The sequence below is a fragment of the Arthrobacter sp. SLBN-53 genome, assembly GCF_006715585.1.
In the GTDB taxonomy this organism is placed as follows: Bacteria; Actinomycetota; Actinomycetes; order Mycobacteriales; family Mycobacteriaceae; genus Mycobacterium; species Mycobacterium neoaurum_A.
In genome coordinates this window covers 398836-424445 of record NZ_VFNN01000001.1, presented here as the reverse complement: position 1 = coordinate 424445, position 25610 = coordinate 398836, and the positions used below count along the sequence as shown (strand labels likewise).

At 68.1% G+C, this 25610-nt stretch carries 25 protein-coding genes; 12 read left to right on the top strand and 13 right to left on the bottom strand.

What is annotated here, in order from left to right:
• Window positions 1-34 precede the first annotated feature (34 nt).
• Window positions 35-910 carry an SAM-dependent methyltransferase gene (locus FBY28_RS02085; protein ID WP_141863905.1) on the top strand — a complete coding sequence of 292 codons (876 nt, stop codon included), beginning with the start codon at window positions 35-37 and terminating at the stop codon, window positions 908-910.
• Here the strand turns inward: FBY28_RS02085 and FBY28_RS02080 are convergent.
• The 5 genes from FBY28_RS02080 to FBY28_RS02060 form a co-directional block, all read right to left on the bottom strand.
• On the bottom strand, window positions 907-2571 hold the full coding sequence (locus FBY28_RS02080) for an acyl-CoA synthetase (RefSeq protein WP_141863903.1): 1665 nt from the start codon (window positions 2569-2571) through the stop codon (window positions 907-909). The genes FBY28_RS02085 and FBY28_RS02080 overlap by 4 nt on opposite strands.
• A 49-nt stretch (window positions 2572-2620) precedes the next feature.
• Complete coding sequence (locus FBY28_RS02075; protein ID WP_141863901.1) at window positions 2621-3055, bottom strand: cupin domain-containing protein; 435 nt, start codon at window positions 3053-3055, stop codon at window positions 2621-2623.
• Window positions 3056-3100: 45 nt separating this feature from the next.
• Window positions 3101-4291, bottom strand: a complete 1191-nt coding sequence (locus tag FBY28_RS02070; RefSeq protein ID WP_141863899.1) for an FAD binding domain-containing protein — start codon at window positions 4289-4291, stop codon at window positions 3101-3103.
• A complete protein-coding gene (locus FBY28_RS02065) occupies window positions 4288-5595 on the bottom strand; it encodes an MFS transporter (RefSeq protein WP_216847444.1) in 1308 nt (435 codons plus the stop codon). The genes FBY28_RS02070 and FBY28_RS02065 overlap by 4 nt, the downstream gene beginning before the upstream one ends.
• 90 nt (window positions 5596-5685) lie before the next feature.
• Window positions 5686-7176, bottom strand: a complete 1491-nt coding sequence (locus tag FBY28_RS02060) for an aldehyde dehydrogenase (RefSeq protein WP_141863894.1) — start codon at window positions 7174-7176, stop codon at window positions 5686-5688.
• A gap of 127 nt (window positions 7177-7303) precedes the next feature.
• Between FBY28_RS02060 and FBY28_RS02055 the strand changes: the two genes are divergently transcribed.
• The 3 genes from FBY28_RS02055 to FBY28_RS02045 all read left to right on the top strand — a co-directional run bounded on the left by FBY28_RS02055 (window position 7304) and on the right by FBY28_RS02045 (window position 11304).
• Window positions 7304-9106 carry a helix-turn-helix domain-containing protein gene (locus FBY28_RS02055; protein ID WP_141863892.1) on the top strand — a complete coding sequence of 601 codons (1803 nt, stop codon included), beginning with the start codon at window positions 7304-7306 and terminating at the stop codon, window positions 9104-9106.
• Between the two features lie 129 nt (window positions 9107-9235).
• Window positions 9236-10219: an amidohydrolase family protein gene (locus tag FBY28_RS02050; RefSeq protein ID WP_141863890.1), complete on the top strand. Its 984-nt coding sequence runs from the start codon at window positions 9236-9238 to the stop codon at window positions 10217-10219.
• 5 nt (window positions 10220-10224) lie between these two features.
• Window positions 10225-11304 carry an NADH:flavin oxidoreductase/NADH oxidase gene (locus FBY28_RS02045; RefSeq protein WP_141863888.1) on the top strand — a complete coding sequence of 360 codons (1080 nt, stop codon included), beginning with the start codon at window positions 10225-10227 and terminating at the stop codon, window positions 11302-11304.
• Between the two features lie 39 nt (window positions 11305-11343).
• Here FBY28_RS02045 and FBY28_RS02040 read toward each other — a convergent pair whose 3' ends face one another.
• Window positions 11344-11748, bottom strand: a complete 405-nt coding sequence (locus FBY28_RS02040; RefSeq protein ID WP_019509947.1) for a hypothetical protein — start codon at window positions 11746-11748, stop codon at window positions 11344-11346.
• 64 nt (window positions 11749-11812) lie between these two features.
• Window positions 11813-12169 carry an Rv0313 family protein gene (locus tag FBY28_RS02035; protein WP_019509948.1) on the bottom strand — a complete coding sequence of 119 codons (357 nt, stop codon included), beginning with the start codon at window positions 12167-12169 and terminating at the stop codon, window positions 11813-11815.
• Between the two features lie 37 nt (window positions 12170-12206).
• On the opposite strand from FBY28_RS02035, the gene FBY28_RS02030 reads away from it, so the two are divergent.
• Genes FBY28_RS02030 through FBY28_RS02020 form a run of 3 tightly spaced genes read left to right on the top strand, consistent with a single transcriptional unit; the run spans window position 12207 to window position 14062 of the window.
• Window positions 12207-13007, top strand: coding sequence for a ketosteroid isomerase family protein (locus FBY28_RS02030; RefSeq protein ID WP_141863886.1), 801 nt, complete (start codon window positions 12207-12209; stop codon window positions 13005-13007).
• A 52-nt stretch (window positions 13008-13059) separates the two neighbouring features.
• Window positions 13060-13653: a hypothetical protein gene (locus FBY28_RS02025; protein WP_141863884.1), complete on the top strand. Its 594-nt coding sequence runs from the start codon at window positions 13060-13062 to the stop codon at window positions 13651-13653.
• A 40-nt stretch (window positions 13654-13693) separates the two neighbouring features.
• Window positions 13694-14062 carry a DUF732 domain-containing protein gene (locus tag FBY28_RS02020; protein ID WP_141863882.1) on the top strand — a complete coding sequence of 123 codons (369 nt, stop codon included), beginning with the start codon at window positions 13694-13696 and terminating at the stop codon, window positions 14060-14062.
• On the opposite strand, the gene FBY28_RS02015 is transcribed toward FBY28_RS02020, so the two are convergent.
• Entirely contained in the window at window positions 13949-14917 is a 969-nt protein-coding gene (locus tag FBY28_RS02015) for an SGNH/GDSL hydrolase family protein (RefSeq protein WP_216847443.1), read from the bottom strand. The genes FBY28_RS02020 and FBY28_RS02015 overlap by 114 nt on opposite strands.
• Window positions 14918-14939: 22 nt before the next feature.
• Between FBY28_RS02015 and FBY28_RS02010 the strand changes: the two genes are divergently transcribed.
• Entirely contained in the window at window positions 14940-15416 is a 477-nt protein-coding gene (locus FBY28_RS02010; RefSeq protein ID WP_141863880.1) for an NUDIX hydrolase, read from the top strand.
• 27 nt (window positions 15417-15443) lie between these two features.
• Here the strand turns inward: FBY28_RS02010 and FBY28_RS02005 are convergent, their stop codons facing one another.
• From FBY28_RS02005 to malQ, 3 genes are all read right to left on the bottom strand, one after another.
• Complete coding sequence (locus tag FBY28_RS02005) at window positions 15444-16868, bottom strand: serine/threonine-protein kinase (protein WP_141863878.1); 1425 nt, start codon at window positions 16866-16868, stop codon at window positions 15444-15446.
• A gap of 22 nt (window positions 16869-16890) precedes the next feature.
• On the bottom strand, window positions 16891-17331 hold the full coding sequence (locus tag FBY28_RS02000) for a hypothetical protein (protein WP_019509954.1): 441 nt from the start codon (window positions 17329-17331) through the stop codon (window positions 16891-16893).
• A gap of 64 nt (window positions 17332-17395) precedes the next feature.
• On the bottom strand, window positions 17396-19504 hold the full coding sequence (gene malQ / locus FBY28_RS01995; protein ID WP_141863876.1) for a 4-alpha-glucanotransferase: 2109 nt from the start codon (window positions 19502-19504) through the stop codon (window positions 17396-17398).
• An 81-nt stretch (window positions 19505-19585) separates the two neighbouring features.
• On the opposite strand from malQ, the gene FBY28_RS01990 reads away from it, so the two are divergent.
• Window positions 19586-20788 (top strand): MFS transporter, encoded by a 1203-nt coding sequence (locus tag FBY28_RS01990; protein WP_141863874.1) that lies wholly within the window; start codon window positions 19586-19588, stop codon window positions 20786-20788.
• On the opposite strand, the gene FBY28_RS01985 is transcribed toward FBY28_RS01990, so the two are convergent.
• Both FBY28_RS01985 and FBY28_RS01980 read right to left on the bottom strand, forming a co-directional pair.
• Window positions 20757-21080: a DMT family transporter gene (locus FBY28_RS01985; protein ID WP_174241764.1), complete on the bottom strand. Its 324-nt coding sequence runs from the start codon at window positions 21078-21080 to the stop codon at window positions 20757-20759. The two genes, FBY28_RS01990 and FBY28_RS01985, sit on opposite strands and share 32 nt — an antisense overlap.
• On the bottom strand, window positions 21080-21421 hold the full coding sequence (locus FBY28_RS01980) for a DMT family transporter (protein ID WP_141863870.1): 342 nt from the start codon (window positions 21419-21421) through the stop codon (window positions 21080-21082). The genes FBY28_RS01985 and FBY28_RS01980 overlap by 1 nt, the downstream gene beginning before the upstream one ends.
• A 117-nt stretch (window positions 21422-21538) precedes the next feature.
• On the opposite strand from FBY28_RS01980, the gene FBY28_RS01975 reads away from it, so the two are divergent.
• Genes FBY28_RS01975 through FBY28_RS01965 form a run of 3 tightly spaced genes read left to right on the top strand, consistent with a single transcriptional unit; the run spans window position 21539 to window position 25533 of the window.
• Window positions 21539-23107, top strand: a complete 1569-nt coding sequence (locus FBY28_RS01975; RefSeq protein ID WP_141863868.1) for a carboxylesterase/lipase family protein — start codon at window positions 21539-21541, stop codon at window positions 23105-23107.
• A 29-nt stretch (window positions 23108-23136) separates the two neighbouring features.
• The gene (locus FBY28_RS01970) at window positions 23137-24096 is read left to right on the top strand and encodes a sterol desaturase family protein (protein ID WP_141863866.1); all 960 of its coding nucleotides are present in this window, start codon (window positions 23137-23139) and stop codon (window positions 24094-24096) included.
• 27 nt (window positions 24097-24123) lie between these two features.
• Entirely contained in the window at window positions 24124-25533 is a 1410-nt protein-coding gene (locus FBY28_RS01965; protein WP_286178484.1) for an NAD(P)/FAD-dependent oxidoreductase, read from the top strand.
• Window positions 25534-25610 lie beyond the last annotated feature (77 nt).

The following is a 25610-nucleotide window of genomic DNA, read 5'->3' as shown; positions in this document are numbered from 1 at the left end:
CAGTGACACCTGGGACCTTGCAACAAGCGTCGGTGTGACGGCCACTGCCGTGGCCATGAACCGGGCGATCGCCACCAGGGCGAATATCGCCGGGATCAGCGATCCGTACGCCGAGCCGCTGGTATCGGCCGTCGGGATCGGCGCGTACGCCCGATACGCCCGTGGCGAGATCGATGGTGCGGCGGCCGACGACATAGCCCGGATGGCCGACGGTATCGCCGCGCGCACCCGCTTCTACGACGACTTCGTCGCCGACGCAGTCGATTCTGGTATCCGGCAGGTCGTCATCCTGGCCTCGGGTCTGGATGCCCGCGCCTACCGGCTGCGCTGGCCGTCCGATGTCGTGGTCTACGAGCTGGACCAGCCGCAGGTGATCGAGTTCAAGACCCGAACCCTGGCAGATCTGGGCGCGACCCCGGCGGCGGAGCACCGCACCATCGGGGTGGACCTGCGCGACGACTGGCCCGCCGCATTGCGCGCGGCCGGATTCGACAGCTCGGAACCGGCCGCGTGGCTGGCCGAGGGATTGCTGGTGTACCTGCCGCCGGAGGCCCAGGATCGGTTGTTGGACAACATCACCGAGCTCAGCGCACCGGGAAGCCGGATCGCCACCGAGAACACCGCGACCATCAGCTCGGACGATCTGGTGATGATCAGCGAACGCATGCAGGAGATGCGCGGGAGGTGGCTAGACAAGGGGATCGACCTGGGGGTCGACGTCGATATCGCCGAACTGTTCTATCCCGGCGAACGCAGCGAGTCGGCGACCTACCTGGCCGGCTCCGGGTGGCGGCCCGTGCTGCGGGCGAGTTCGGAACTGTTCGCCGAGTACGGGATGCCCGCGTCCACCGAGGTGCTCTCCGCCTTCGGCGATATCACCTATCTGTCCGCCACGCTCGGCGAGCGTTAGCTCGCGGGCAGGCTCTCGCCGGTGGCGACGGCCTTGGCCCAGCGGTAGTCGGCCTTGCCCGCCGGCGACCGCTGGATCTTCGGATGACGGATGAAGGCCTTCGGGACCTTGTAGCGCGCCACCGTCTGCCCACACACCGCCGCGAGGTCCTCGTCGTCGGCGTCAGCACCCTCGGCGAGCTGCACCACGGCCACCACCTCCGAGCCCCACCGCTCCGAGGGGCGTCCGACCACCACGACGTCATAGACCGCGGGGTGCGCGGCGATGGCGCGTTCCACCTCCTCGACGAAGATCTTCTCGCCACCGGAGTTGATGGTGACCGAATCCCTGCCCAAGAGTCGGATGCGGCCGTCGTCCAGGACATCGGCCCGGTCGCCGGGCACCGACCAGCGCACCCCGTCGATGGTCGGGAAGGTGCGCGCTGTCTTGTCCGCATCGCCGAGATAGCCCAACGGGATCAGATCGCGGCGCGCCAGCCAGCCGCCGCCCTCGCCGGCGGTCAGCACCCTCGACAGGTCCTCGGCGACCACCGCGGTATCGGACTGCGCGGTGAAGACCGCCGGTGTCGTCTCGCCGCCGGAGGTGGAGAACGTGCTCAACTGGGCGCCGGATTCCGAGGCGCCGACCGCATCGAGCAGCGTCACATGGGGCAGCGCGGCCAGGATCCGCTCGCGCACCGTCGGGGAGAGCGTGGCCCCGCCGTTGGTGACGGTGAACAGCCCGGACAGGTCGTAGTCCCCACGTTCGATCTCCTCGACCAGTGGTCGGGCCACCGCATCGCCGACCACCGGAATCGTCAGTACACGTTCACGTTCGGCCAATTTCAGCACCTCGGCGGGCCGCAGCCGCTCGACATCGTCGGGGATGACCAGGCGCCCGCCCATGGTGATCGCGTTGTAGGCCGCCCACTGGGCGGCGCCGTGCATGAACGGCGGGATCATCAGCATGGCCAGCGCACCCGCGCCGGCGCGGGCCTTCTCGGCCAGCTCGTCATAGGAGGCCAGCGCCCGATCGGCACCGAACGGCCGGCCGCCCATCGAGGACAGGAAGATGTCATGCTGGCGCCACAGCACGCCCTTGGGCATCCCGGTGGTGCCGCCGGTGTAGAGGATGTACAGATCGTCACCGGACACCTCGGGCAGTCCGGCGGCCGGGGCGGGCGTGCGCACGGCCTGTTCGTAGTCCACTGCGCCGGGCAGCAGGTCGTGGCCGGTGCCGTCGTCGACCTGGATCAAAATCTGCAGGTGCGGTACCCGGTCCCGGATCGAGGCCACCCGCGGAGCGAACTCGGCGTTGTAGACCAGTGCCCGGGCCTTCGAGTCGTTGAGCAGATAGATCAGCTCGTCCTCGACGTAGCGGAAACTGACGTTGAATCCGGCGACGCGGGCCCGATAGGCACCGATCATGGACTCCAGGTACTCGTTACCGTTGCGCAGGTAGATGCCAAGGTGGTCCTGGCCGGACTCGTGGCCCGCCAGGTCTTCGCGTTCGGTGTGGCAACCGAGGCCTTGCGCGGCAAGGAAGTGCGCGAAGCCGTCGACCCGGGCGTCGACATCGGCGTAGCTCAACCGGCGATCCCGCCAGACCAGGAACGTCTGGTCGCCGACGGCCCGGGCCACGGTGCCGAAGACCGATGACAGGTTGAAGGTCGCGTCGCTCATACGTTGACCATACATTGCGGGCTAAAGCGTATGGTCGGGATCGGCTGCCTCAGCTCAGCGGAAGTGGGGCATTGGCGCTGTCGAGGTGTTCCACCGTCGTGAATACCAGTTCGCCGTCTCCGATGTTCTCGATATCGTGCAGCAGGAACTCGCCGGGACCGAAATGGAAATGCCGCGTCTCGCCCGCACCGTAGGAGACCTCGCGCACCGTCCCGTCGTGGGTGTGCTGACGGCTGCGTCCCGCGTTGACCGCTGTCCAGAAGTAATCCAGCACATGGCGGTGGGCATGCCAGCGTTCCCCGGGGGCTAACCTGATCTCCCATACCCGGACCCGGTCATTCGCACTGAGCAGCCGCGATCCGACCGCGCCGTCGTGCGAGTGTTCCTCGAATTCGGTCTTCAGCCAGTCCGGCCAGGTGTCGAAATCTTCTGCGACGAGTTCGCCGGCGAGCGGCAGGTCGGTCAGAAAGCTGTTGTCGGTCATGCGATATGCCTTTCAGAGGAGGGGTGTGAGGTGTTCACGCGGGGGTCAGATGCCGGGGCCGTAGAGGCCGAACCGCAGATCAGGATCCCGGGGATCCCAGGTGTTGTGGAACTGGGACCGTTCGCCCATGCCGACCACGCGTCGCAACAGGGAATCGCTGAGCTGTAACTGCGCGGGCTCCCATTTCGCCAGCGCCGAGGGAATATCGCCGGTGGTCTCGGCCAGCGCGGTGGCCAGCGTCCACGCGTCGGCCGCTGCCTTGGCGGTACCCGCGGCGGCATGCGGTCGCGACGCGCACGCCGCATCACCGATCAGTGCCACCCGACCCAAGGCCATCCGGTTGGAACGGACATCGGAAAGGACCTGCAGGTACGGCGTCGGGGTGGCCACGACGACCTCGGCGACCGCCGGGGCAAACAGTTCGGTTGCGGCACGGCGCATCTCGTCGATGTAGCGGTCCTGGACCTGGCCGGGATGAATGGACACCGAACCGGTGAACCCACGCTTGTCGATCAGCATCTCGCCGAGGTCGGGCCCGGCCGGCACATTGCGGTACCAGACATAGTTGATCAGCCGGTGCGCCTCGTCGAGTCCCTCCTCACCGGGAATCGGGTACATGGTGATGTGCGAATTCGGCACCACGTCATAGGTGATCGCGTCGTGCAGCGTGGCGCGGGTGGCTTCGGTGAGCATCGACTGCGGCACCGTTCCGCGCCACCCTACATAGCCGGAGTAGATGAGTTCGGCGGTCGGGTCGAAGCGCTGCCGCGCCGCGGAGGTGATGCCGTCGGCGAACACCACCAGGTCGGCACTCTCGGTACGGCCGCTGACGAAACGCACGGTGGCTCGCGTGTCGTCCTGGTCGAAACCGCAGGCGTATTCGCCATAGTGGTAGTGCTCGGTGCCGAAGTCCGCCAACAGGGCCCGGTAGAACGTGCCCCACGAGGTGTACGTCCAGCGCGCGGGCTCGCGGTGGGCGATACTGCCGTCGGCGTTGAGGTATTGGACGTGCGAGGTCGCGGTGTGAAGGTCGTCGAGCCGCTGGCTGCTGCGCTCGACGAACCAGCGCACGGTGTCGGGTTGCAGCACGATACCTCCGCCGCGGCCGTCCAACGGGCCGGGCGTCCGCTCGTACACATCGACGGTGAAGCCCAGGTCGCGCAGTAGCAGGGCGGCGGTCAGTCCGCCGATGGATCCGCCGATGACGATCGCCGACGAATGGGGGTACTCGCTCATGAGTGGCTCTTCTCGGTGGGGGTGACGGGCTCGAAATGACTGTCGGTGGGCAATGGGGTGCCGCGGGTCTCGGCGGCGAACGCCAGGCCCACGACGGCGATCAGTCCCAGCGCCGCCACCGTGGCGGTGGCCACCCCGAGGTCGCCGCCGAACCATGATGTGGCGATCACGCCGGCGCTAAGCGGTCCCAGCGCGGTGACGAATCGACCGACGCTGTTGGACACGGCAAGCGCGGTGGCCCGCACGCTGGGCGGGAACACCTCGGGCCCGTAGATGAAGGTGCCCGACAAGGCGCCGAACAATCCGAACCCCAGCAGCGGCATGGCGAACAGGAACTCGGTGTACCCGCGGTCGAAGGGGAAGGTCCAGGCGATCGAGGCGGCGGAGACGGTGAAGCTCATCAGGAAGGTCCTGCGGCGCCCGATGGCGTCGGCGATGAAGCCCCATGCGGCATAGCCGATGATGCCGCCGGCGTTGAACAACATTGCCGTGACGGCGACCCGATGATCGGTGACCGCTTGCGGCACAGACTCATTCGCGCTGATCTGCCGGATGATCTGTGGATACCAGGTGGACACACTCCAGAAGGCCAGCAGCGCGCCGGAGGCGAGTGCGGTGCACACCAGCATCGGCCTGCGCAGCGGCGGTGAGATGAGGCGGCGCAGCACGAACTGTTCGCGGGTGCCCGCGGCCTTGCGCTGCTTGCGGACGTGCATCGCGGCGTTGATCTCCGGAGGCTCGGGGACATAGCGTCGGATGAACCAGACCAGCAGCGCGGGCAGGCCGGCCAGCAGCATCATGAACCGCCAGCCGTGATCACCCAGCAGTGCGTACACCGCAGCGGCGGCGAAGAACCCGCCGGCGTAGCCGGCCATCATGACTCCGCCCGCGCGGGCACGGTAGCGATTGCGCCAGGTCTCGGCGATCAGCGCGGCACCCACCGGCGCCTCGACACCGGATCCGACGCCTGCGATGAATCGCAACAGGCCCAGCTGCCACCAGGTGTCGGCGAAGGCGGCCAGGGCGCTGAACACGGCGTAGGTCAGGATGCCCACCGAGAGAACCCTGGTGCGGCCGAAGTAGTCGGCCAACATCCCGAACATGATGCCGCCGACCGCCCAGCCCGTCAGGAACAGCGCCACGGTCAGTCCGCCGTACAACCCGATCGACGATGAGGAGACCTCGACGCCGCTGTTGGGTAGCAGTTCGGTCATGGTGGGTCCGAGGACCAACACGTAGAGGCTGCCTGCGAAGCCGTCGAGGCCCCAGCCCAGGGTGGTGCCGGCAAGGACAAGCCATTGCACTCGGGTGATTTCATGTCGCCAGCCGCTACCGGCCGGCCCACGGGTCGTGTTGTGGTTCACGAAAAGCCTTTCAGGAGTCCGGATCCGGGGTCAGTTCAGGCGGCGCTGGCCGAAGTTGCCGTACCAGTCCACGGGTTCGGCGGCAGTGCGCACCACGATGGTCTTGATCCACGAGAAATCGTCGAAGGATTCGGTACCCGCGTCTTTTCCGGTACCGGATTCCTTCACGCCACCCCACGGCAACGATGGCTCCAGCCGGTGGTGGTCGTTGATCCACACCATGCCCGCGGTGATCCGCGCGGCGACACGATGCGCTCGGGCCACGTCGAGGGTCCACACCCCGGCGCCGAGTCCGAACTCGTTGTCGTTTGCCATCGCGACGGCGTCGGCCTCGGTATCGAAGGGGATGACCACCGCCACCGGCCCGAAGATCTCCTCGCGGGCCACCGTCATGGCCATGGTGGCGTCGGCCAGGACGGTGGGGGACAGGAAGAATCCGTCGCGCAGGTCCACGGGCAGCCGGGGGGCCTCGCCGCCGGCCGCGAGGCGAGCACCCTGGTCGACACCGGTCTGGATCAGCCGACGCACATTATCGCGTTGGCGGGCGCTGATGAGCGGGCCCATCTGGGTCTCCGGGGCGGCGGGATCGCCGACGACGATGGCCCGCGCACGGTGCACCAGGGCAGCGACGAACGCGTCGTAGATGCTGCGGTGCACCAGAAAGCGCGAACCGGCGACGCACGACTGGCCGGCGGCCACGAAGGCGGAGAACGCCGCGCCCTCGGCGGCGTCGACCGGGTCGACATCGTCGAAGACGATGACCGGGGTCTTGCCGCCCAGTTCGGCCGTCACCCGGGCGAACCGGGTTGCCGTCGCCACGGCGGCCGATCGTCCTGCCTCGGTGCCGCCGGTCAGCGTGATCTTGGCGACGTCCGGATGCTCGGTCAACCGGATGCCGGCCTCGCGTCCGCCGGTCACCACGTTGACGACCCCTTCCGGTATCCCGGTCCCGGCGATGATGTCGGCCAGCGCCAGCGTGGTCAGCGGTGTCATCTCCGAAGGCTTGACCACCACGGTGTTGCCGTTGGCCAATGCCGCGGACAGGCTGCGAGCCAGGATCAGCAGCGGATGGTTGAACGGGGTGATGATGCCGCATACGCCCAACGGCAGCCGCTGCTGATAGGTGAGGTACGGGCCATCGCCCGGCAGGACCGAATGACGCTGGGCGGCAAGTAGTCCCGCGTTGTAGCGGAACCACTCGGGCACGCGGGACAGCTGAGCCCTTGTTTCGGTGATGGGTCTGCCATTGTTCTCGGCTTCCAATGTGTAGAGCCGTTCGGCCTGCTCCTCGATGGCATCGGCGATGCGCAGCAACAATCGGGCGCGCTCGCTGCGCGGCATGTCGGCCCACGGGCCGTCGGCGAAGGCGGCCTTGGCGGCGGCCACGGCGGTGTCGACATCCGCGGCGCCCATCTCGGCGACCGTGGTGATCACGCTCGCGGTGGCCGGATTGATGATCGCGCGGACATCGAGTGCCGATGGCGGCGCGGTGACGGGTGCGGCGTCGGTGCTGCTGGTCATGTGGGGGTGTCCTTCTCCTCGGCGTGACTATGAGTGTCGTCACGTCGGGAGGGTTGGACAATGTAGTTCGGACCATAAGAGCGCTGTTTTTATGTTCGCGCGGACATGGTCGTGTCATGCTGATCCGGTGAGTTCAACCGAGACGGACACTGTCGAGGGCAGGCCGGGTGCCGAGATGTCGACATGGCTCGGTGCCATGCGTGAACTCAGCGCCGCCGCCACCTCGGCCGCGGGCCTGGCCGAATTGCTCGGCCAGATCGCGACGACGGCGCGCGCACTGCTGGGATTCGACTTCTGTGGCGTGCTGATCCCGGACTCCGAGCGCACCAGGCTGATCGTGGCCGGATGGAGCGGGTTGTCCGAGGATTATGTGGATCAGGTCAACGGCGACCGGCCGATCCGCCTCGACGGCGGTGCCCCCTCGGCCCGCGCGTTCCACAGTGCGCAGTCGGTCACCATCCGCGATATCACCGCGGACCCGGAGTTCACGCCGTGGGGAGGTGCGGCGCAGGAACAGGGGTACCGGGCACTGATCAGCGTGCCGCTGATCGCGGGTGGCCGCACACTGGGCACGCTCAACGGCTACTACATGCCGGTGCACACCTTCACGTCGACCGAGACCGAGCGGATGACCCTGCTGGCCAACCATGCAGCGATCGCACTGACCTCGGCCGACCGGTTGGACCAGTTGCGCACGCTCAACCGCGAGCTGCGGGAACAACGCGACGCCCTGGCGCGCTCGGAGGAGATCCACAACAGCCTGCTGGCGGTGACGCTGCGCTCCGGCGGGCTCGACGGCGTCGCCCATGCGCTGTCAAATCTGATCGGCAGGCCGGTGCTGATCGAGGATCCGTTGCATGAGATCCTCGCCGTCGCAGGGGATTCGGACTCGCTGCCGGATTCCGACCTGCGGATCCAGAGCGCGCCCTCCCACGACGGATCTTCCCGGCCGGTGCGGTCGGCCGACGGATCATTCCTGGTGTCCTCGCCCGAACTCGACGGGGAGTTGGTGGCCCGCATCTGGTTTCCCGATGGCGAGCTCGAGCCCGACCCGATTACGGTGCGTGCCGTCGAGCACGCGTCGATGGTGGTGTCGTTGGAGCTGCTGCGCGCCCGCACCGCGGCCGAGGTGGAGCAGCGACTGCGTGGCGAACTGCTCTCAGAGGTGCTCAGCGAGCAGGCCGACCTTCCCGAGACCGTGCTGCGCAGGGCGCAGTTGCTCGGGCATGATCTGAGCCAACCGCATGATGTCATCGTGGCGCGGATCGACCGCTCGGCCGGGGTGCCCGACAAGATGTTGCGCCAGCGCATCTTCGGGCTGATCTCCGATCTTGCTACCGGACAACGCTTTCGGCCACTGGCGGCGAATATCCGTGACGATGTGGTCGTGCTGTGGCCACAGGGGGTTCCGGTGCCCGGTGGCGGTGAGGGGTCCGCCGCGGCGGTCGCTGCGGCCGTCCACGGTGCGCTGACCCGCCTGGCCGACGGGGTCGAGGTGACCGTGGCCGGGGTGACTCCTGGGCGGCAGACCTACGCCGAGGCGTACCGCATCGTCAAAGGTGCGCTGTCGATCGCGGTGGCCGCGCGGCGCACCAATACCGTGGTGACCCTGGAGGATCTGGGTGTCGCCGGGCTCCTCCTGCAACTCGATGATCCGGCTCTGCTGACCGCCTTCGCCGCGCGCACACTCGGGCCGTTGCGCGACTACGACCTGGCCCACGGCACGGAACTGGTCAGCACCATCCGCACGTATCTGGCGCACAACCAGGACCGCAGGGGTGCTGCCTCGGCTCTGCACATCCACCCCAACACCTTGACCCAACGGTTGCAGCGCGCCGAGGCGTTGTGCCAGGTGACGCTGGCCGACCCCGCGGTGGTGCTGCAGTTCGCCACCGCACTCACCGTCGACGCCGTGGCCACCGGTCGGTAGGCCGCCGGCCGCCACGTGAGTGCTCATGGTCTCCGGCACATTGGATGCGCGAAATTATGTGTCTGTTGACATTGAGCATGGTCCTCGTGGGGCTGACACTCGTAAGCACTCCCGAGAAAGGACGTATCGATGATCAGCGCAGATCTGGCGCCCGGCGTGATCGATGTGCACGCGCACTGGTTGCCGCGGGAGTTGTTCGACCTCCCCGGCGCCGGCCCACACGGACGCATGCACGATCGCGACGGTCAACTCTTTCTCGGCGAGATCCCACTGTCGATCGCCGCCGACGCGATGAGCGATATCGCCGCCATCCGTGCCGATATGCGCCGCAGCGAGGTCGGGGTTCGGGTGTTGTCGGCACCGCCCTTCGCGTTCCCGCTGCAACCGGGCGCCGCCGCCGACGACTACGTGGGCGCCTTCAACAGTGCGCTGACCGAGGTCGTCGCCGATGCCGACGGCGCGCTGCTCGGACTGGGACTGGTCAGTCTGGCCGACAGTGCGGCCGTCACCACGCAGCTGACACAGCTGGCCGGCTCCGAAGGCATTGCCGGCGTGGCCGTCCCACCGCTGTTGGGCAACGAGTCCCTGGACGGTCCCGCCCTCGGGCACGTGCTGCGTGAGGCGGCTCGGCTCGGGCTGTCGGTGTTGGTGCACCCGATGCAACTGCCGCAGCCGCAGTGGGCGAACTACTACCTGAACAACCTCATCGGCAATCCGACCGAATCGGCCACCGCGGTGGCAGCGCTGATCCTCAGCGGACTCAAAGACCAACTGCCGGGCCTGCGGATCTGTTTCGTGCACGGCGGCGGTTGCGCCCCAGGTCTTCTCGGCCGGTGGAACCACGGCTGGCGGGCGCGTGCCGATGTCCGGGCCGCCGGGGCGCGTGCACCGCAGGAGGTGTTCGGTGAGCTGTTCTTCGACACCGTCACGCACGGAGCGGCCCAGCTGGAGCTGCTCTGCACGCTCGCAGGCACCGACAAGGTGGTCTGCGGTAGCGATTATCCGTTCGACATGGCCGATACCGATCCGGCCCGCTTTGCCGTCGACCACGGTCCGGGGCGCGACAGCATCATCCGGGCCGCCATGGCATACCTCGGCCTGGATCAGGGGTAGCGGACATGACACGGTTGTTCAGCCCGCTCACCCTGCGCTCGGTGACCTTCGCCCACCGGGCATGGATGTCGCCGATGATGCAGTTCGCCGCCGTACCTTCGGGTCCCGACGAGGGATCGCCCACCGACTGGCATCTGCAACATCTCGGTTCGCGTGCCGTCGCCGGAGCGGCACTGATCATGGTCGAGGCGACCGCCGTGCACCCGGTGGGCCGCAGCAGCGTGTTCGACCTCGGTCTGTGGAACGAGCGGCAGGCCGACGGTCTGCGTCGCATCGCCGAATTCGTCACCGCGCAGGGGTCCGTGCCGGGTATCCAGATCGTGCACGCCGGCCGTAAGGGTTCCACCGGGCGTCCGTGGGGAGTCGACGAACAGCGCTGGCCCACGGTGGGGCCCAGCGCTGCGCCGTTCGGTCGTCTGCCGACTCCCGCTGAACTCGATATCGACGAGATCGGCTCCATCACAACGGCATTCGCCGACGCCGCGGGCCGGGCCGCGCGAGCCGGTTTCAAGGTGCTGGAGATCCACGGTGCACACGGGTACCTGATCCACCAGTTCCTCTCTCCGCAATCCAACCGCCGCACCGACAGGTACGGCGGCACGCTGGAAAACCGGATGCGTTTCGCCCTGGAGGTCGTCGGCGCCGTGCGCTCGGTGTGGCCGCCCGACCTACCGCTGTTCTTCCGGGCGTCGGCGACCGACTGGCTCGGCGGCGACGGCGAGGACCCGCGCCCGGGGTGGACCGTCGCAGAGACCGTGACCCTCGCGGCGCGTCTGAAGGCGCTCGGCGTGGACCTGATTGACGTGTCCAGCGGGGGATCGGTCCCCGATGCGCCGATCCCGGTAGGCCCCGGCTACCAGGTGCCGTTCGCCGCTCGCGTCCGCAAGGAGACCGAGATCCCCACCAGCGCTGTCGGCTTGATCACCGACGCCGAACAGGCCGAGAGCATCATCGCCGGCGAGCAAGCCGATGCGGTGTTCCTGGCCAGGGAGCTACTGCGCAACCCGGGCTGGGTCTGGCAGGCAGCGCGGCAACTGGGCGCCGAACTGCGTCATCCGCCCGCCTACCGCCGCGCCTTCGCCTGACCGGCTTCGGTCAACCGGGGTCCTGCGAGGTCGCCCCCATCAGGCAGGGAAGAACCCGTCGCCGGTCAAGGTCCCTGGCTGCCATCCGCGGGCTCCCAGACAGAGCATCGGCCTGCCGTCGGCCGTCTGGGCCGCACCCTGGGGCACCGAGCACGGCGCACCCACCTCCTGCACACCGTGCAGGTCGTAGGACATGGTCCAGAAACCGGTGTAGACCGGCGGCCATTGATTGGGGATCCAGCTGCATTTCATCGGCTGGCCACCGCGGCCGCGGCCGAACGTGAACAGCTGGGTGTTCTCGCACGGTGCGCCGAGTGCCGCGTGGTAGTTCATGCCGGGCACATCATTGGGGTACTGGCCCGATCCGTCATCGGCGGCTGCGGGGACAGCGAAACCCACCGCGGCGACGATGGTCGAAGCAGCAACCGTCAGTTCACGAAACATGTCCCGCCCTCACCGTGGTCGATCGTTCCGGCAAAGCCTAGTGGTGTCGGCCGGGCGATGGTGGCTATTCCGGCGCGTCGAGCGCACTGACCGCGATGCCATACGGCAGGAAGCGCACCCGCCTGGCCGGGTCGGTGTTGTTCTTGTTGGCCCGCAACGCCTGCAGTTCGTTGGGGTAGACCTCTTCGATGTGCGCACCGCCCGCGGCATCGACGGTGTAGATGGCCCACACCCCGTCACCGGCGTCCCCGGTGGTCTCGGGTGCCGCCGGGGTGGCCTGGGCGGTGAACTGGTCGATCAGCGTCGACCAGCCTGCCCTCTTGCCGAACCTGTCCAGCGCATCTCGCAGTCCCTCGCCGGCTTCGCGGGCGAGCCTGTCAAACTCTTCTGGGTCGATACCGAACGGCCCGTTCTGGCTCATTGCCGTCCTCCTTCGCACAGGGGTGGTACCCAAGGATATGTCCACAACACGATCAGCGGTTCTGGCAGCGGTGGAACGCTCGCCGGCGGCCGCCGCCGCGCATGACAGGGCGGGATGGGTGGGCCTGTTCACCGCGGGGGCGCGCATCGAGGATCCGGTGGGGTCGCGCCCGCACACCGGTCGGTCCGAGATCGAACAGTTCTATGACACCTTCATCGGTCCGCGGGACATCACCTTCCATCGCGATATCGACATCGTCTGCGGCACCACCGTGTTGCGTGACGTGGTCCTGGAGGTCGCGATGAACGCGTCGGTGACGATGCGCATCCCGGCACTGTTGCGCTATGACCTCGCCGAGGTCGGTGACGCGCTGGCCATCGACCGGTTACGGGCCTACTGGGAGCTACCCGCGATGGCATGGAGGTTCACCCGCAATGGTCCGGCCGCCTTCCCCGCGGCCATCGCCCTGACCCGTTCCCTGCTGGCCAACCAGGGTCCGGCGGGTGCACTGGGCTTCGTCGCCGGGGTCAACGGTGTCGGAGCCCGCGGCAGGCGGCTGATCGGGCAACTTGTCGACGATGCGATCGCCGGTGACGAGATGACGGTCAAGCGGGGGCTCGGTGACGCCGAGATCACCACCGGTGATCTCGGCCGGCTGCGACCCAGCGAACTGGTGGCCGCGCTCGCGGGCAAACGCCGGCGGACGATCCTGACCGCGGGCCGGCATGTCGTCGTCAGTCTGACCGGCACCGACGGTGCAGCAGTCCTGATCACCGAGGTGGGGGTCCGGCCCAGCCGGGTGCGACGGGTGCGATTGTTCACCGAGGCGCCCGGCTAGATGGGTGTGTCGCGCACGGTCGCGTGTGCCACGTGAGACGGTAGTGATCACCATGGACAGTTCCTCACCGGCGGACCCCGCCACCGGCGCGTCGGCCAGGTACCTCAGCTACGAGGAGTTCGGCCGCCGCTTCTTCGATGTCGCGGTGTCCGAGAAGCGTGTCGCCGACGCCATCGGGGCGATCGCCGGTGACGAGTTCGAAATGGGCCCGATGGGCCAGGGGCCGGGCGGTATCGCCAAGGTGACCGCCCGGGTGCGCGTGCAGTACCCGCGCGTGACGCGCCACGTGGGCGAGGCCATCTCCTTCGACATCCGCATTCCGTTGGAGATCAACATGGTGATCGACCTGCGGATCGACAAACCGCGCTTCATGGTGTTCGGGGAGATCTCGCTGCAGGCCACCGCGCGGGCCGCCGAACCGTTGCTGCTGATCCTCGACGTCGGCAAGCCGGGGCCGCGCGATATCGCCATCCACGTGACGTCGGGGACGTTGCGCGCCGAGGTGCTGCGCGTGATGGCCGGTATCGACGCCGAGATCAAGCGGTTCGTCTCGGCCCATGTGGCCGGTGAGATCGACAGTCCCGGAGCCAGGGCGGCCCGAATCATCGACGTGGCCCAGCAGATCGACGGTGCCTGGCACAGCTGAGGGCGCGGCAGGCGGCGATGGTGCCCTAGCATGGTCACCCATGCGTCGAATCAACACCTGTGTGCTCACCACCGTGGCGACGGCCGGTCTCGCCCTCGGGCTCGCCGGCCCGGCACATGCGGATTCGGCGGCCGATGTCTTCCTCGGCGCACTCGACGCCGCCGGGGTGACCGCACCGGCCACACTCAACGCGGTGGACACGCTGGCGCTGGGTGAGTCGGTCTGCCCGATGCTGTCGGCGCCCGGCCAGAACGTGGCCAATGCCGCGGCCACGGTTGCCGATCGTGCCGGCATGTCATTGGGTCCGGCGACGATGTTCACCGGCGTGGCGATCTCGATGTTCTGCCCGGCGGCCGTGGCCGGTATCGGCGACGGCAAGATCTTCGGCTTCGACCCGTTCGGCCGCTGAACGTCGTCGCTCCTGTACCGCTGAGTTCGCCGGGACCGGCGCCAGCTGCGGATTCCGCGCCTGGTGCCCGTGAAAGGCGCTGCGGCCCCGCAGATGTCGCCATATCCACGGCATGAACATGTTCTGCGTCCACGCCAGCTGCGCCGACATCCGGGACCGTACCGATCGGTGATCGTCGCCGGCCGCCGCCAGAGCCCAATCATGATCGGCCCCGGCCAGTTCCAGGGCTTCCGCCGCCGCCGCGGCGAACAGCACATGCCCGGCGGTGGAACCGTGCACCCGGTCCGGGCTCCACACCGCGGGATCGGTCATCGAAGCGGCGGTGTAGAGGTCGACCAGCCGAAAACCGTGCCGGTCCGCAGCGCCACGGATGACATCGTTGATGCGCAGCACCCGCGACACCAGCAATCGTCCGGCGGGCAGGATCTTGGTGATATCGGGGAACGTGGTGGTCACCACCGTGGCCCCCGATGACGCCAAGCTCTCGTGCAGGGTGTCCAGGTCGCCGAGTGCACGGTCGAATTTCCGGCCGGGTCGGGTCACATCGTTCATGCCCACGCACACCGTGATCAGATCGGGCTGCATCGCCAGGGCCTGTGGCAGCTGCACATTCAGCACATCGGCGATGCGCTTACCCCGGATCGCCAGGTTGGCATACTGCAGGCCAGGGGATTCGGCCGCGATCATGCGTGCCAGTCGATCGGCGAATCCGACCAGCGCCCCGGACTCGTCGACATCCCAAAGGCCTTCGGTCTGACTGTCACCCACGGCGACGTACCTGCTGTACCGGATGCCGGCCACGGTGGTGACTGTAGCGCCGACACCGCCGTGGTGCGCGCCGAGATCCGTCGGCACGGTCGTGGACTACGCTGCGCTGATGCCACGTGCAAGCGCAGGGGTGCTGCTGTACCGCGTGACCGACGGCATGGCCGAGGTGCTGATCGGACACCCCGGCGGCCCGTTCTGGGCACGCAAAGACGATGGCGCATGGTCGATTCCGAAAGGCGAGTTCGACGAGTCCGAGGACGCCTGGTCGGCGGCCCGCCGAGAGTTCGCCGAGGAGATCGGGTTGCCGATGCCCGACGGTGAGCGAATGGACTTCCCGCCGCTGCGCCAGCCCGGCGGCAAGATCGTCACCGCGTTCGCCGTCGAGGCGGATCTCGATGTCACGGACGCGGTCAGCAACACCTTCGAATTGGAATGGCCAAGGGGCTCCGGTCGTGTCCGGCAGTACCCGGAACTCGACCGCGTGCAGTGGTTCACCGTCGCAGAGGCCCGCATCAAACTACTCAAAGGGCAACGGCCACTGCTGGATCAGCTGATGGAGCGGTTGGCCGGCAGGGCCGGCGAATAGTTCATGCCGGCCGGGCCGGATGATGTATCAGGGCGACCCGTTGCTGATGCGGATCTGCTCGCGGCACTCTCGGCGGGTCTGACCGGTCTGCTGCATGCACACCCGCACCGAGGGGTCCAGAACCCCCGGTAGTGGCCTCTCGCTGGGATCCGGCGCCTCGGTCGTCACCGTGGGACTCGCCACCGGCCCCTGCGTCAGCGACCAGATGGTCGCTTGGGTGCCCGCCAGGGTCTCGCAATACACCGTCGTGCCCTCGGCGGTGGTGCCGGTGCCGCCGAGCGGGCCGCAATCGGCACCGACCACTGCGGCGGTGGCCGGTTCGGTCACATCGGTGGTGACCGTGACGGTCGGATCGGGAGTGGAGGTGGTCGCGCTCGCCACCGGTGGCGGCGCGGGGATCGCCGTGGTGGCCGGCCGGGCGCTGGACGTGGTGGTCGGGGCGGCCTCCGGGCGCTCATCGTCGGCGCGGCCGAATTCGAACGCGGCGATCACGATCGCCACGCACAGCAGGACCGCCAGAATCCCGGCCACCAGGATCGCGGCCGCGGGACGCTGCCTGCGCGCCTTGGGCTTCTTGGGTGCCGGTGCCAGCGTGGTCTGCTCGGAGATGTCACCGGCCAGCTGGTGTCCGAGCGCGCGCGCGAAGTCGGTGCACCGATCGAACCGCTCACCGGGCTCCTTGGCCAGGGCCTTGGTGAAAACCGGGTCCAGGTGCGCCAGTTCGGGGCGCCGGCTGCCGATCGCAGGCGGCGAGGCCGACAGGTGCTGGCTGATGACCACCGCCGGGTTGGAGTTACGGAACGGCGGCGTTCCGGAGAGCAGCTCGTAGGCCGTGGCCGCCAGGGCGTACTGATCGGACCGGCCGTCCAGGGGATTGCCCATCAGCTGTTCGGGCGCCGCATAGGACACCGTGCCGACGGTCATGTTGGTCGCGGTCAGCCCGCTGACATCATCGGACCACCGCGCGATACCGAAATCGGCCAGCATGATGCGTCGATCACCGGACTCCGGACCACAGATCAGGATGTTGGCCGGTTTGACGTCCCGATGCAGCAGATTGCGCTGATGGGCGTAGTCCAACGCCTCGGCGACCGCTGTGACGATCTCGATGACCTGCTGTGGCGGCAGACCCTGTGGGTGCTCCTCGCGCAACAGGCGGGAGGTGTCGGTGCCGGGAACGTAGTCCATCGCGATCCATAGCTGACCGTCGCTCTCACCGCGGTCGTGCACACCGACGATGTGCGGATGCCACAGCGTGGCCGCGATATCCGCCTCGCGTTCGAAACGTTGGCGATATTCGTCATCGGTCGACACCTGCGCGAGCAGGATCTTCAGCGCGTCCTGGCGCGGGAGTCGTGGGTGCTGGGCGAGGTAGACCTCACCCATCCCGCCGGCGCCGAGGGCGCGAACGATCGTGTATCCGGCGAACGTCGCGCCAGGCGCCAATGGCATGGGCGAATACTAGACGCCGGACTCAGCCAGCCGGCGGAGGAACGGGCGCCGGCGAGGTGGGAACTCCGGCCTGGGCCGGCGGCATCGGGGTCGGAGTCACGGTGGTGACACCGTTCGCGCCGACCGTGCGTCCACCCGGTCCCGATCCGGTGGACCGGCTGGCACCGGCGGCGTCGAAAGCCGCCTGTGTGCAATTGAGCATCAGCTGCATCTTCCCGGACGGGATGTACTTCTGCTTCTCCACGATGCACATGCTCTGTTGGATGTCACTGCCCACCGCGCCGCCGAACATCGACGGAATGCCCATGCTCTTGAGGATCGCCACGGCCTTGCCGTACGGTTCGCCGACCACGTTGTACGCGGCCTGCGCCGCCTGCGGGTCCGAGCTCGCCGTGCCTGCGGTGACGATCGCCGCCGATGCGATGGCGCAGGCGCCCAGCCCCAAGCCGATTAGCTTCTTCACGTGACCTCCGGGTGTCGCGGTGCGGTGCGAACATATCGCAGAACCACACCTGTAGAAACTCCAGTCACGTGTCCATCGCCGGCACCTGGGCTTTCATTACTTCGGCGAGAGCATTGGCGCGGGGATCGCTGAACACGTCCTCCAGGGACATGCGCTCACCGTCGGGCCCGCACAGTGGCACACGCCAGTTCGGGTACTCGTCGGTGGTGCCCGGCTGGTTCTGCGCGCGGAGGTCGCCGACCGCGTCCGGTAAGGCCAAGGCCAGCAGTTTCGACGGTGTGCGGCCGAGGAAGGCGTGCAGACCACGGACGATCTCGTCGATATCGGGCTGCTCGCCGAGCAGACCGAGCCGGCGCAGTTCGTCGAGCCAGGCCTGCTGTTCGATCCGATCGTCGGCGATCTCCTCCTCGACCGGCCGGGTCAGCAGCCCCAGCGACTCTCGCAGCCGGATGTGCTCACCGGCCAGGTAACCGGCTGTCGGCGGCAGATCGTGGGTGGTCACCGCGGACAGGCAGGCCTCGCGCCAGCGCTCGGCGGGCAGCGGTGCGCCCCCGTCGGTGCGTTCGAACCACAGGATCGACGTACCGAACAATCCGCGGTCGCGCAGGTAGTCACGCACCCACGGCTCGACCGTGCCCAGATCCTCGCCGACCACGACCGCGCCACTGCGATATGCCTCAAGCGCCACGATGCCGATCAGCGCATCATGGTCGTAGCGCACGTAGGTGCCTTCGGTCGGCGCCGCACCCTGGGGGATCCACCACAACCGGAACAACCCGATGATGTGATCGATCCGGACCCCGCCGGCATGGCGCAGTACCGCGTTGACCAGGGCGCGGAACGGCGCATAGCCGGTTCGTCGCAACTGGTCGGGCCGCCATGGTGGTTGTGACCAGTTCTGGCCGAGCTGGTTGTACTCGTCCGGCGGCGCCCCGGCGCTCACCCCGCGCGCCAGCACATCCTGCAATGCCCAGGCATCCGCGCCGTCGGGATCGACCCCGACGGCGAGGTCGTGCATGATGCCCAGGCCCATGCCGGCCTGGGTGGCTCGGGCCTGGGCGGTGGTCAGCTGATCATCGAGCTGCCATTGCAGCCAGCGGTGGAAGTCGACGGCCGCCTCGTTGGCGGCGGCGAACGCCGCGACCTCGGGGTTGTCGGGATGGGTCAGCTTTTGCGGCCAGCTGTGCCAGTCCGGCCCGTGCACTTCGGCCAGCGCGCACCACGTGGCGAAGTCGTCGAGGCTGCGCCCCTCGCGATCGCGGAATGCCGCGTACGCCAGGTCCCGGCCCGCGGATCGCGGCACCCGGTACACCTGTTGCAAGGCAGCACGTTTCACCTTCCACGCCGCGTCCCGGTCGATACCGTCGCGGCGTCGGGCGCGGCCGGCCAACTCGGCGCGGGCCTTGCGTAGTGGCCCGCGCCTGCGCAGCTGGGCGTACTCGTCGATGGCCTCGACCCGCAGATACAGCGGATTGACGAACCTGCGGGAGGTCGGCAGATAGGGCGACGGCTCCATCGGCGCCACCGGTGCGGCGGCGTGCAATGGATTGACCAGGATGAATCCCGCGCCATGGCGAGCCGCCGACCAGATGGCAAGATCGGTCAGATCCGTCAGATCGCCGGTGCCCCAAGACTGTTCGGAGGTGACGCTGTAGAGCTGGGTGGCCAGACCCCAGTGCCGCCCGCGCGGCGGCGCCAGCACGGCGGGTGCGACGATCACGGTGGTGTCGGTCTCGCCGGTGTCGGTCCTGGCATGCAGGCGGTGATATCCGGGCGGCAGATCGGCTGGCAGCTCGAAGGTGGCCTCGCCGATTGTCCGCCCGTCCAGATCATATGGCGCACGATTGTTTTCGAGCTGGCGCAGCTCGGTGCGCAGGGAGCCGTCCTCCAGCTCGACCCATACGTCGACCGGCAGGCCATGGGTGACATGCACCCAGAACGACGACGCGGTGCCCGAGCGGGCCACCACCGTGGGTGGCAGGGTGTCGCCCCAATGCTCACGGTCGTGCGTCCGCGCGGCGCGCTCGCGGTCGGCCGGGGTATCGGCCGGGACCCCGAGCGCGGCGAGCACGGACACCAGCGTGTGCTCGGGCACCGGAACGCTGCGGCCACGCCAGTCGACGAACTCCGTTGCCACCGCGTACCGCTGTGCGAGCTCGGCCAATTCGGTCATGCTCGCAATCTTGCCGGATCCGCCGTCCCGCCGCCGGACCGGTGGGCACCGTTGTGCGTGGCGTCAGTATCGTCGGCGGGCATGCCGCCAGGAGCCAGCACCGACCCGGCCCGGCGGGCCCGGATCGCCGTAGGAGCGCTGTTCCTGACCAATGGTGCGATGTTCGCCAACCTGTTGCCGAGGTACCCGGAGATCAAGAGCGATCTGGCGCTGTCCAATGCCGGCTACGGGGCGGTGGTGGCGGCTTTCGCCGCGGGTGCGTTGGTCGCCGGGCTGGCCGCCGGCGCAACCGTCCGGCGATTCGGATCGGCCCGCACTGCGGTGGGGTCGTCGGTACTCCTGGCAGTGTTGATCGCGACCGCCGGTTCGGCGAGCACGCCTGCGTTGCTGGCCGCCGCACTCTTTTTTGCCGGCGCCTGTGATGCCGTGACCGATGTCGCGCAGAACGTGCATGGCCTGCGGGTTCAACAGACCTATGGTCGCTCGATCATCAACTCGCTGCATGCGGTCTGGGCCGCCGGGGGCATCCTCGGCGGATCCATGGGCGCCGCCGCCATCGCCCTGGGTCTCGGGCGCGCAGTGCACCTGGCCATCGCCGCGGCGGTGTTCGCGGCGGTGGCACTGGCGTCCTATCCGTTCCTGTTGCCGGGACCCGATCGAGCCGACAACCACCACGGCGGTTCCACCGGGTTGGGGCGGCGGGCACATCTTCCGGCGTATGCGTTGCTGGCAGTTCTGGTGGTCGTGGCCATCGCGGGGGCCGTCATCGAGGATGTCGGCAACACCTGGGCCACGCTCTATCTGCGCGATGGGCTCGGCGCGCCGGGGGCGGTCGCGGTGTTCGGGTACGTCGCGTTGATCGGGTGCATGTTCGTCGGGCGGCTGACAGGTGATCGTCTGGTGGACAGGTTCGGCGAGCGCATCGTGACCAGGACCGGGGGACTGGTGATGGCGGCCGGTATGGGTTTGGCCCTTGCGTTTCCGTCGGTACCCGGCACGATCGCCGGTTTTGCCGCGGTCGGCCTCGGGGTGGCGACACTGGTGCCTGCGGCGATGCACGGCGCCGATCGACTACCCGGGCTGCGGCCGGGTACCGGACTGACGGTGGTGGCGTGGCTGATGCGGCTGGGGTTCGTCGCCTCGCCGCCGGTGATCGGGCTGATCGCCGATGCTGCCGGGCTGCGGGTGGGACTGCTGCTGGTCCCGGCGGTGGGACTACTGGTCGCCGTTTTGACCTGTGTGCCCGGCGTGCTCAGTGCGCCACGCCGGCCATCTCGATCGTGAGCACGCCGGCGATGATCAGGGCGATGCCCGCCACCATCCGCCAGGTCAGTGGATCACGGAAGAGCACCCGTGCGGCGACGGCCACCAGCGCGACACCGCACGCGGTCCAGATGCCATAGGCCACGCCCACCGGCATCCCCAACGACAGCGAAACCCACAGCAGATAGAAGGACACCAGATAGCCGGCCGCCACCGGGACGATCCACCGGCGGCGGCGGAAACCATCGGATGCCCGCAGCGACAACGTGGCGAGCACTTCCGTCCCGATGGCCCCGGCCAGCGCCAGCCACATCACGGGGTCACCTCGGCGGGCCTGTCGTGGGAGCCGAATTCGACCAGCAGGACACCGGCGATGATCAGCGCGATGCCGGCCAGCAGCGGCCAGGTGAACGCCTCACCGAAGATCAGGGACGCAGCGACGGCGGTGACGGCGGTACCCGTCGCGCCCCAGATTCCGTAGGCGACCCCGACGGGCATCCCGGTCCGCAGCACCGCGGCCATCAAGATGAACGACGACAGGTAGCCGGCGACCACCAGGATCAGCCAACCGGAATGGTCCTGTGAGGCACGCAGCGACAGTGTTCCGCCGACCTCTGTCGTGATCGCTCCGCTCAGCAGAACCCACTTACGCACGGCGCCAACTTAGCCGTGCGCCCGGCCTCCGGCTGGTGTCGGGTGGTGGTGGCGACTTGCGGGTGGGAGATATGGACCCCGTCACGTATCGGTGCGCCCGAGATCGGCGGTGCCACTATGGGGGATGTGACCGATACCCGATTCTCGATGCACGACAGCGCGGTCGTCGAGACCACCAACGGCCCGGTGCGTGGCGCCGGCGACGGCGTCGTCACCCACTGGTTGGGGGTTCGATATGCCGCCGCGCCCGTCGGACCGCTGCGCTGGCGTGCGCCCCAACCGCCGCAACCGTGGACCGAGCCGGCCGATGCCACCGTGCTCGGCCCAGTGTGCCCGCAGCCCACCGACCCGCGGATCCCGCTGGATCTGGGCGCGCCGCAGGGAGCCGATTGCCTGACGGTGAACATCTGGGCTCCGGCCCACGGCGACGTCCACGAGCGAGATGGGCGCAAGCCGGTCCTGGTGTGGGTGCACGGCGGCGCCTACATCCTGGGTTCGGGTGCCCAGCCGCTCTACAACGGGCGCGAACTGGCCGCCGGCGGGGATGTCGTCGTGGTGACGGTGAACTACCGTCTCGGCCCGTTCGGCTTCCTGGACCTGTCGTGGCTCGGCGAGGGTTTCGAGACCAACACCGGCCTGCGCGATGTGCTGTTCGCGTTGCGGTGGGTGCGCGAGAACATCGCCAATTTCGGCGGCGACCCGGATCGGGTCACGCTGTTCGGTGAGTCGGCGGGCGGGGGCGTGGTCACCACGCTGCTGGCCAGCCCCGCCGCCGAGGGATTGTTCAATCGCGCGATCGCCCAGAGTTCGCCGGTCACCTCGGTCTACGACCAGAAACGCGCGCAGCGGATCGGTGAGCAGTTCCTCGGCGAACTCGGTATGACGGCTCGGCAATCGGACCAGTTGAGCGAGCTGCCGGCGGCTGCCATCATCGCCGCGGCCAAGGAATTGTTCAACGACGTGCCGCGGTTGGCGCCGGGCACCCTGGGGTTCGCCCCCATCGTCGACGGTGACATCGTGCCCGACTACCCGGTGAACGTCGCCAGATCGGGCCGTACGCTGCCGGTTCCGCTGATCATCGGCACCAACGAGCACGAGGCGGCATTGTTCCGGTGGATGCGCTCGCCGCTGCTACCCATCAGCGGACAGGCCATCAGCGAGATGTTCACCGCGATCGCTTCCGAACAACCCGACCTGCAGATCCCCACCCCGGCCCAGATCGCGGCGGTCTACCGCGGGCGCGGCAAGAAACCCGGTCTCGGAGTTGCACGTGACATCGGCTTCCGGATGCCGTCGATCTGGTTTGCCGAGGGCCACAGCGTGGTCGCGCCGGTGTACATGTATCGGTTCGACTGGTCGACCCCCATGCTCCGTGTTCTCGGATTGGGCGGCGCGCATGCCACCGAACTGCCCTATGTGTGGGGCAACTTGGTGGCCGGCCGTCGTGACCCGACATTCAAGCTCGGTGGTCTCGCCGCAGGCACCGAGGTCTCACACATGATGCGGCAGCGGTGGTGCAATTTTGCGCGCGGTGGGTCACCGGATGCCGACAACGGCCCGCGGTGGCGCCCATACGACGAAAAGAACCGCGTCAATCTGTTGATCGGGCGCGATGATCAGCTGGCCTTCGATCCGGACCATATCCAGCGCAGCACCTGGGGAACCGAGGTGTTGAGCTTCCGCTGAACCGGCACCGCTGCGGTTAGGCTCCGTGGATGGACGCCGTCATGGGATTGCTCTCCGCGCTGCCTGCGCAGATGCGCGACCCGGTCCTGTTCGCCATCCCGTTCTTCCTGCTGCTGCTCGTCGTGGAATGGGCCGCGGCGCGCCGGCTCGAACACCTCGAGCCCAGCGCCGCAGGCGCAGGCCAGCCCAGCGCCGCAGGCGCAGACCAGCGCAGTCCCGCGGGCGCTTACCAGCGCCGCGACGCCTGGACGAGCCTGTCGATGGGATTGGTCTCGGTGGTCACCACCGCTGCGTGGAAGGCGGCAGCGCTGCTGGGCTATGCGGCGATCTACGCCTACCTGGCGCCATGGCAGCTACCGGCGGATCGGTGGTACACCTGGGTGATCGCGTTGCTCGGCGTGGACCTGTTGTTCTACGCCTACCACCGGGCTGCACATCGGGTACGACTGATCTGGGCCACCCACCAGGCCCACCACTCCAGTCAGTACTACAACTTCGCCACCGCCCTGCGCCAAAAGTGGAACAACAGCGGCGAGATCCTGATGTGGATTCCGCTGCCCCTGCTCGGTGTTCCGCCATGGGTCGTGTTCGCGAGCTTCTCGGTGAACCTCGTCTACCAATTCTGGGTGCATACGGAGCGCATCGACAAGCTATGGCGGCCAATAGAATTCGTCTTCAACACGCCGTCGCACCATCGGGTGCACCACGGTATGGATGCCGAGTACCTCGACAAGAACTATGGCGGGATCCTGATCCTGTGGGACAGGCTGTTCGGCAGCTACCAGGATGAGCTGTTCCGACCGCACTACGGGTTGACCACGCAGGTCGATACCTTCAACATCTGGACATTGCAGACCCATGAGTACGTCAAGATCGCCCGTGCGGTGCGCAGCGCGCGCGGATTGCGAGACAAGCTCGGATACGTGTTCGGGCCGCCGGGGTGGACCCCGACCCGCAGCACCGAGCCGGTCCGATCGGCTGCGCACTGAACCGCCCGTTCACCACGTAGTGTCGCCCTGGTGAGGACAGTCTTCGATGCCCCTGTCGACCCCGCGCTGGTCGAACGGTCGCTGGCGGCAAGTGTGTTCGCCCCGATGTGGCTGGATATCGCACGCCCGGACCATCCACCTCTGGTCGGGTCGCAGAGCTGCGATCTGCTGGTCGTCGGCGGCGGGTACACCGGGCTGTGGGCGGCGCTGCACGCCGCCGAACGGTATCCGGACCGCCGCATCATCCTGATCGAGTCGGACCGGGTCGGCTGGGCGGCCTCGGGCCGCAACGGTGGTTTCGTCGACGCCAGCCTCACCCACGGCGCCGAGAACGGGCGATCAAGGTGGGCAGCCGAATTCGACACCCTCACCGAGCTCGGAATGGCGAACCTGGACGGCATGGCCGCCGATATCGAACGGCTCGGGTTGGACGTCGATTGGGAACGGACCGGGATGCTCTCGGTGGCCACCGAGCCGCACCAGGTGGACTGGCTCGCCGAATCCGCCGCCGCCGGCGAGGGACGGCTCCTCGATCAGGAGCAGGTGCGCGCGGAGGTCCACTCGCCGACCTATCGGGCCGGGCTTTACGAGCCGGACAGCTGCGCACTGGTGCACCCGGCCAAACTCGCCATGGAGCTGGCCAGGGCCTGTCTGGAGGCCGGCGTGCAGGTGCATGAGCACACACGGGCGATATCGCTGGAGTCCGCAGATGGTGCCCTGCGTGTGGGCACCGGCTCGGGCGCGGTGACGGCGGACCGGGTCATCTTGGCCACCAATGTCTTTCCCAGTCTGCTGCGCCGCAATCGCTGGTACACCGTTCCTGTCTATGACTACGTGTTGTCCACCGAGCCGCTGACCGCAGCGCAACTGGAGCGGATCGGCTGGACCGGTCGGCAAGGCGTCGGCGACAGCGCCAACCAATTCCACTACTACCGGCTCAGCGCGGACAACCGGATCGTCTGGGGCGGTTACGACGCGGTTTATCACTTCGGTCGCCGGGTCGATCCCACCTATGAAGACCGGCCGCAGACCTACCGCAGGTTGGCCGAGCACTTCTTCATCACGTTCCCCCAGCTCGATGACGTCCGCTTCAGTCACCGCTGGGCGGGCGCAATCGATACCAACACCCGGTTCTGCGCGCACTGGGGTACCGCGCACCGGGGGAGGGTCGCGTACGTGAACGGGTTCACCGGACTTGGGGTGGGCGCGACGCGTTTTGCCGCCGACGTCTGTCTCGATCTGTTGGACGGCACGCCGACACCGCGCACCCGACTGGAGATGGTCCGCAAGAAACCGCTGCCGTTCCCCCCGGAACCGTTCGCGTCGGTGGGGATCCAGGCGACGCGGTGGTCACTGGATCGCGCCGACCATTCCGCGGGCCGGCGCAATGTGCTGTTACGCACGCTGGACAAGCTGGGGCTGGGCTTCGATTCCTGACGGTCCGGCCGCAGTGTGCAAATACCTCCCATGACCGCCTTCGTGGTCTCTAGGCTGTGGCCACGAGGGGAGAACGA

What these genes read in the sequence shown, in the direction of transcription:
- FBY28_RS02080 (WP_141863903.1), bottom strand. Translation starts at nt 2,571, where the DNA reads ATGAGCGACGCGACCTTCAACCTGTCATCGGTCTTCGGCACCGTGGCC.
- FBY28_RS02075 (WP_141863901.1), bottom strand. Translation starts at nt 3,055, where the DNA reads ATGACCGACAACAGCTTTCTGACCGACCTGCCGCTCGCCGGCGAACTC.
- FBY28_RS02070 (WP_141863899.1), bottom strand. Translation starts at nt 4,291, where the DNA reads ATGAGCGAGTACCCCCATTCGTCGGCGATCGTCATCGGCGGATCCATC.
- FBY28_RS02060 (WP_141863894.1), bottom strand. Translation starts at nt 7,176, where the DNA reads ATGACCAGCAGCACCGACGCCGCACCCGTCACCGCGCCGCCATCGGCA.
- FBY28_RS02050 (WP_141863890.1), top strand. Translation starts at nt 9,236, where the DNA reads ATGATCAGCGCAGATCTGGCGCCCGGCGTGATCGATGTGCACGCGCAC.
- FBY28_RS02045 (WP_141863888.1), top strand. Translation starts at nt 10,225, where the DNA reads ATGACACGGTTGTTCAGCCCGCTCACCCTGCGCTCGGTGACCTTCGCC.
- FBY28_RS02040 (WP_019509947.1), bottom strand. Translation starts at nt 11,748, where the DNA reads ATGTTTCGTGAACTGACGGTTGCTGCTTCGACCATCGTCGCCGCGGTG.
- FBY28_RS02035 (WP_019509948.1), bottom strand. Translation starts at nt 12,169, where the DNA reads ATGAGCCAGAACGGGCCGTTCGGTATCGACCCAGAAGAGTTTGACAGG.
- FBY28_RS02030 (WP_141863886.1), top strand. Translation starts at nt 12,207, where the DNA reads ATGTCCACAACACGATCAGCGGTTCTGGCAGCGGTGGAACGCTCGCCG.
- FBY28_RS02025 (WP_141863884.1), top strand. Translation starts at nt 13,060, where the DNA reads ATGGACAGTTCCTCACCGGCGGACCCCGCCACCGGCGCGTCGGCCAGG.
- FBY28_RS02020 (WP_141863882.1), top strand. Translation starts at nt 13,694, where the DNA reads ATGCGTCGAATCAACACCTGTGTGCTCACCACCGTGGCGACGGCCGGT.
- FBY28_RS02010 (WP_141863880.1), top strand. Translation starts at nt 14,940, where the DNA reads ATGCCACGTGCAAGCGCAGGGGTGCTGCTGTACCGCGTGACCGACGGC.
- FBY28_RS02005 (WP_141863878.1), bottom strand. Translation starts at nt 16,868, where the DNA reads ATGCCATTGGCGCCTGGCGCGACGTTCGCCGGATACACGATCGTTCGC.
- malQ (WP_141863876.1), bottom strand. Translation starts at nt 19,504, where the DNA reads ATGACCGAATTGGCCGAGCTCGCACAGCGGTACGCGGTGGCAACGGAG.
- FBY28_RS01990 (WP_141863874.1), top strand. Translation starts at nt 19,586, where the DNA reads ATGCCGCCAGGAGCCAGCACCGACCCGGCCCGGCGGGCCCGGATCGCC.
- FBY28_RS01985 (WP_174241764.1), bottom strand. Translation starts at nt 21,080, where the DNA reads ATGTGGCTGGCGCTGGCCGGGGCCATCGGGACGGAAGTGCTCGCCACG.
- FBY28_RS01975 (WP_141863868.1), top strand. Translation starts at nt 21,539, where the DNA reads ATGGGGGATGTGACCGATACCCGATTCTCGATGCACGACAGCGCGGTC.
- FBY28_RS01970 (WP_141863866.1), top strand. Translation starts at nt 23,137, where the DNA reads ATGGACGCCGTCATGGGATTGCTCTCCGCGCTGCCTGCGCAGATGCGC.